A 5,562-nucleotide genomic window follows, 5' to 3' on the forward strand; every position below is an offset into this window, starting at 1 on the left:
GGCTTCGCTACGCTCAGCCCTACCTACGGCCCATATATATAGGCACGTAGGCTCTTGAGGGGATTAATCATCAATGACGTACGAGGATATCGAACTGGCAAAGGGCTTTAGTGTCCGAGTCTGTCGTCGCCTGTTGAAGGACGATGATCGTGCAACCCTTGCGCAATTTATCGTTGCCCGCTTCCGTGAACGCTATTTTGACCCAGTCATCAATTCGTCGTCCAAGCATGGCTTCACCATGGCTGCAATTGCATGCCTTGCAATTGAATCGCTGGCAGGTTTCAAGCAGGGCTTAAAGGAAACGCCTCAACGCCAGGGGAAACGTACGTTCGTCGACTTCTTCGAACAAGCGCTGCGACCGCAACTTAGGGAGATCCGTGGCAACGACTTCTACAAGCACATTCGCTGTGCAGTCTTGCATCAAGCGGAAACAACAGGTGGGTGGCGGATACTCAGGCGTGGAGGGCTGGCCGATTACGACGCGAAGACTATCAACTCGGCGTTGCTGATCGACGAACTTCTGTTGGAAGTGCAGGAATATGCGGAGCACCTGAAGCAAGATGATGCGCAGTGGGATTGTTTTAGAAGGAAACTGGAATTCGTTATCGACGGTTGTCGTGATGATGCTGAATAGGAAGAAGGGCCGCCCATCGGGCGGCCCTTCTTCTTTACTGAAACAGCCGAAGCACCCCGGCCATTACGCCGAATACTCCTCCATCGGCACACAAGCACAGAACAAATTCCGATCCCCATACACGTCGTCAATGCGATTGACGCTCGGCCAGAACTTGTTCTCGGCGACGTAAGCCAGCGGGAACACTGCTTCTTCGCGTGAATAGACGCGCGTCCACTCCGCCCCCATCACGTCCGCCTGTGTATGCGGGGCGTGCTTGAGCGGGTTGGCGTCGGCGGACCAGGTGCCTTGCTCGACCTTGCGGATCTCTTCGCGGATCTGCGTCATCGCGGCGATGAAGCGGTCCAGCTCGCCTTTCGATTCCGACTCGGTCGGCTCGACCATGATCGTGCCGGCGACCGGGAAGGACATCGTGGGCGCGTGGAAGCCGTAGTCCATCAGGCGCTTGGCGATGTCGACCTCGGTGATGCCGGTAGCGGCCTTGATCGGGCGGATGTCGAGGATGCACTCGTGCGCGACGCGGCCGTGCGTGCCGCGGTAGAGCACCGGGTAGTGCGGCGCGAGCTTGGCCGCAACGTAGTTGGCGTTGAGGATCGCGTACTCGGTCGCCAGCTTGAGACCTTCGCCACCCATCATCGTGATGTACATCCACGAAATGGTGAGGATGCTCGCCGAGCCGAAAGGGGCGGCGCTGACCGCACCCTGGCCGGCGTGCGAACGCGCGTCGGCGCCGGTGGGCTTCACGGCGTGGTCGGCCATGAACGGGGCCAGGTGCGCCGCGAGGCCGATCGGGCCCATGCCGGGGCCGCCGCCGCCGTGCGGGATGCAGAAGGTCTTGTGCAGGTTCATGTGGCTGACGTCGGCGCCGATGGTGGCGGGCGAGGTGAGGCCGACCTGCGCGTTGAGGTTGGCGCCGTCCATGTAGACCTGGCCGCCGAAGGCGTGCACCGTGGCACAGATGTCCTTCACCGCTTCCTCGAACACGCCGTGGGTCGAGGGGTAGGTGATCATCAGCGCGGCGAGGTTGTCCTTGTGCTGCTCCGCCTTGGCCTTCAGATCAGCGACGTCGACGTTGCCGTTCTCGTCGCAGTCCACCACCACTACGTCCAGCCCGCACATCTGCGCGGTAGCGGGGTTGGTGCCGTGGGCGGACTTCGGGATCAGGCAGATGTTGCGGTGCGCGTCGCCGCGCGCCTCGTGGTAGCGGCGGATTGCGACGAGGCCGGCGTACTCGCCCTGTGCGCCGGAGTTCGGCTGCATGCAGATCGCCGGGAAGCCGGTGACTGCGCGCAGATAGTCGGCAAGGCCTTCGATCATCTCGAGGTAGCCGGCGGCCTGCTCGCGCGGCACGAAGGGGTGCACATCGCCGAACTCGGGCCAGGTGACCGGGATCATCTCGCTGGTGGCGTTGAGCTTCATGGTGCAGGAGCCCAGCGAGATCATCGAGTGGTCGAGCGCGAGGTCGCGGTTCTGCAGCTTCTTCAGATAGCGCAGCATCTCGTGCTCGGTGTGATGGCTGTTGAACACCGGGTGCGTGAGGATGGCATCGGTGCGAAGCAGCGACGCGGGGATCGCGCAGCTCTGCTCCAGCGCCGCGAGGTCCGATTCATCGAAGGCGCGCGCGAGTTCGCACACGTTGGCGAGCCTGCCCACTTCGGCGAAGGCGTTCAGCAGCGTCAGCACATCGGCGCGGGTGGTCTTCTCATCGAAGGACACACCCAGCACCGAGGGCGAGACCTGGCGCAGGTTGTAGCCTGCGGCCAGCGCTGCGGCATTGATCGCTTCAGTCTGCGCGCCGGTGGCGATGTCGAAGGAATCGAAGAACTGGCTGCCTAGCACCTTGAACCCGGCCTGCTTCAAGCCGGCGGCGAAGATCGCGGCGAGCTTGTGGATGCGCGAGGCGATGGTCTGCAGGCCCTTCGGCCCGTGATACACCGCGTACATGCCCGCCATGTTGGCCAGCAGCACCTGCGAGGTGCAGATGTTGGAGTTGGCCTTCTCGCGGCGGATGTGCTGTTCGCGCGTCTGCAGCGCCATGCGCAGCGCCTTCTTGCCGCGCGCGTCAACCGACACGCCGATGATGCGGCCCGGCACCGAACGCTTGTGCTCGTCGCGGGTGGCGAAGAAGGCGGCGTGCGGGCCGCCGAAGCCCATCGGCACGCCGAAGCGCTGGGCCGAACCCAGTGCGATGTCCGCCCCCATCTCGCCCGGCGATTTGAGCAGCACCAGCGCCATCAGGTCAGACGCCACGGCCACCAGGGCGCCCCTGGCCTTCAGTGCGGCGATGGTGGCGGTGAGGTCGCGCACCGCGCCGGTCTTGTCCGGGTACTGCAGCAGCGCGCCGAACACGTCGGCCGAGGCGGCTTCTTCGGCGGTGCCGAAGACCAGATCCCAGCCGAAGTACCTGGCGCGGGTCTTCACCACGTCGATGGTCTGCGGGAAGGCGGCGCTGTCGACGAAGAAGGCGTTGGACTTGCTCTTCGATGCGCGGCGCGCCATTGCCATGGCTTCGGCGGCGGCGGTGGCTTCATCGAGCAGCGAGGCGTTTGCGAGCTCCAGCCCGGTGAGGTCCATCACCATCTGCTGCCAGTTCAGCAGCGCTTCGAGGCGGCCCTGGGCGATCTCGGCCTGGTAGGGCGTGTAGGCGGTGTACCAGCCCGGGTTCTCCAGCACATTGCGCAGGATGACCTTGGGCAGGATGGTGTCGTAGTAGCCCAGACCGATCAGCGAACGCTTCAACACGTTCTTGCCGGCGATGGCCTTGAGCTTGGCGAGCGCCTCGTGCTCCGGCATCGCAGCGGCGATCGGCAGCGGCGCGGCCAGGCGGATGCCGGCCGGTACGGTTTCGGCGATCAGCGCGGCGAGCGAGGCGGCGCCGATGTCGGCGCACATCGCGGCGGTCTCGGCGGCATCGGGGCCGATGTGGCGGCCGATGAAATCATCGCGCTGGTCAAGCGCGGAAAGCGGAAGGTTCAGCATGGTCTGGCTCTGTCAGGATGCGGGGGCGATTTGAGACGAGTACGCTGTGTTCTTGTTGTTACGCGGCTTCTCGGCAATAGGCCTACTCTGTTCACGCGATTTGCGTGGAGCGATCGTCGCGAGCGGTCCGAGGTCAAGCCGAAACGCACAGCCGTACTTGGGTACGGCGAGCATTGCAGGCTTGAGATCGGGCCGCGCAGCAGATCGATACGCGTAAATCAGGCGTCGGCGATCTTGTCGTAGGCGACCGCGTCGAGCAGCTTGCCCACGTCGTCGGCATTCACCGGCTTGAGCTTGAACAGCCATGCGGCGTAGGCGTCAGCGTTCACCGACTCCGGCGCATCCACGGCGGCCTGGTTGGTCTCGATCACTTCACCCGCGATCGGGGCGTAGATGTCGGACGCGGCCTTCACCGATTCCACGATCGCGCAGTTCTCGCCAGCGGCCAGCGTGCGGCCAACGTCCGGCAGTTCAAGGAAAACCACATCGCCCAGGGCGTTCTGCGCGTGGTCGGTGATGCCGACGGTCACGGTGCCGTCCGGCTCCATACGGACCCATTCGTGCGATTCGGTGTAGCGCAGGCTGGTCGGGGTGTTCATGTGTTCGCTCCTGTGAGTGAAGTTCAGATGTTCTAAAGCCGATCAAGTGTCGCCGCGACCTTCGATGGCGCACATGGATGAAGTCAAAACTTACCGATGCGCCGGTCGAGGCTGCGTGTCGTCGTGTCGTCTAGGCCAGCACCTTGCCGTTACGCACGAACGAGAGTTTGGTGACGCGCGCCTTCAGCAACTTGCCGCGGATGTCGACTTCAACGGTATCGCCGAGCTGCACCGCGGCCGGTACGCGCGCGAAGGCGATCGAGGCATTCATCGACGGCGCGAAGGAGCCACTGGTGGTCTCGCCCTCGCCATGCGGGGTAACGACGCGCATGTGGCTGCGCAGCACGCCGCGGTCTTCGAGCAGCAGGCCGACGAGTTGTTTGCTGCGGTCGTAGGCTTCGAGCGCGGCGCGGCCGATGAAGTCGCGGCCCTCGGTCAAGTCCACCGTCCAGGCGAGGCCGGATTCGAGCGGGTTCTTCGTCTCGTCCATGTCCGAGCCGTAGAGGTTCATACCGGCTTCAAGGCGCAGCGTGTCACGTGCACCCAGGCCGATCGGCTTCACGCCGGCGGCCTCCAGCGCCTTCCAGATCTCGGCGGCGCGGGCGGCCGGCACGATCAGCTCGAAGCCGTCTTCGCCGGTGTAGCCGGTGCGGCAGATCATGATTTCGCCGAACTCGCCAATCCACTTCGCAGCCTGGAAGGGCTTGAGGCCCTCGCTGGCGGCTTGCGAGCCGGGCAGGGCGGCCCAAGTCTTGGCGCGCGCGTTCGGGCCTTGTACTGCGATCATCGCCAGATCACGACGCGATTCGATGGTGACGTTGGCGCCCATCTTCGCAGCCTGCGTGCGCATCCACGCGATGTCCTTGTCGGCGGTGCCGGCGTTCACGACGACGCGGTAGTCGTCCGGTGCGAAGAAGTAGGTGATCAGGTCATCGACCACGCCACCGTCCTCCTGCAGCATGCAGGAGTAGAGCGCCTTGCCGGGCAGTGTGAGCTTGCCGATGTTGTTGGCGAGCAGCTTGGCGAGGTAAGCCTGTGCGCCGGCGCCGGAAACATCTACCGGCAGCATGTGCGACACATCGAACATGCCGGCATCGCGCCGCACCTGGTGGTGCTCTTCGAGCTGCGAGCCGTAGTGGATCGGCATGTCCCAGCCAGCGAAGTCGACGATCTTCGCGCCTGCAGCGACATGGAGGTCAAAAAGCGGTGTCTGCTTGCCCAAGTGAGGCTCCCGGAGAGGTGGCAACTAAGCTGCCACGTAAGGTGGCAAATGAGGTGGCAAATTCAGGTTAGTCCAAAAACGCAAAAGGGCCCGCCGCACGATGCACTGTGCGGCGGGCCCCATCTGTC

At 64.0% G+C, this 5,562-nt stretch carries 4 protein-coding genes; 1 reads left to right on the forward strand and 3 read right to left on the reverse strand.

All coding sequences use genetic code 11. The features are described from left to right. Positions 1-73 precede the first annotated feature (73 nt). Entirely contained in the window at positions 74-634 is a 561-nt protein-coding gene (locus ACE3P0_RS19235; protein WP_374404407.1) for a hypothetical protein, read from the forward strand. A 63-nt stretch (positions 635-697) separates the two neighbouring features. Here ACE3P0_RS19235 and gcvP read toward each other — a convergent pair whose 3' ends face one another. From gcvP to gcvT, 3 genes are all read right to left on the reverse strand, one after another. Continuing rightward, entirely contained in the window at positions 698-3,613 is a 2,916-nt protein-coding gene (gene gcvP, locus ACE3P0_RS19240; protein WP_374404408.1) for an aminomethyl-transferring glycine dehydrogenase, read from the reverse strand. A 218-nt stretch (positions 3,614-3,831) separates the two neighbouring features. After that, positions 3,832-4,212 (reverse strand): glycine cleavage system protein GcvH, encoded by a 381-nt coding sequence (gene gcvH, locus ACE3P0_RS19245; protein WP_374404409.1) that lies wholly within the window; start codon positions 4,210-4,212, stop codon positions 3,832-3,834. A gap of 130 nt (positions 4,213-4,342) precedes the next feature. Then, on the reverse strand, positions 4,343-5,434 hold the full coding sequence (gene gcvT, locus ACE3P0_RS19250; RefSeq protein WP_374404410.1) for a glycine cleavage system aminomethyltransferase GcvT: 1,092 nt from the start codon (positions 5,432-5,434) through the stop codon (positions 4,343-4,345). Between the last annotated feature and the right edge of the window lie 128 nt (positions 5,435-5,562).

It is taken from the genome of Niveibacterium sp. (assembly GCF_041909475.1).
GTDB lineage: Bacteria > Pseudomonadota > Gammaproteobacteria > Burkholderiales > Rhodocyclaceae > Niveibacterium.

Excerpts from the sequence above, each read along its gene's own strand:
- gcvH (WP_374404409.1), bottom strand. The coding sequence starts at position 4,212 with ATGAACACCCCGACCAGCCTGCGCTACACCGAATCGCACGAATGGGTC.
- ACE3P0_RS19235 (WP_374404407.1), top strand. The coding sequence starts at position 74 with ATGACGTACGAGGATATCGAACTGGCAAAGGGCTTTAGTGTCCGAGTC.
- gcvP (WP_374404408.1), bottom strand. The coding sequence starts at position 3,613 with ATGCTGAACCTTCCGCTTTCCGCGCTTGACCAGCGCGATGATTTCATC.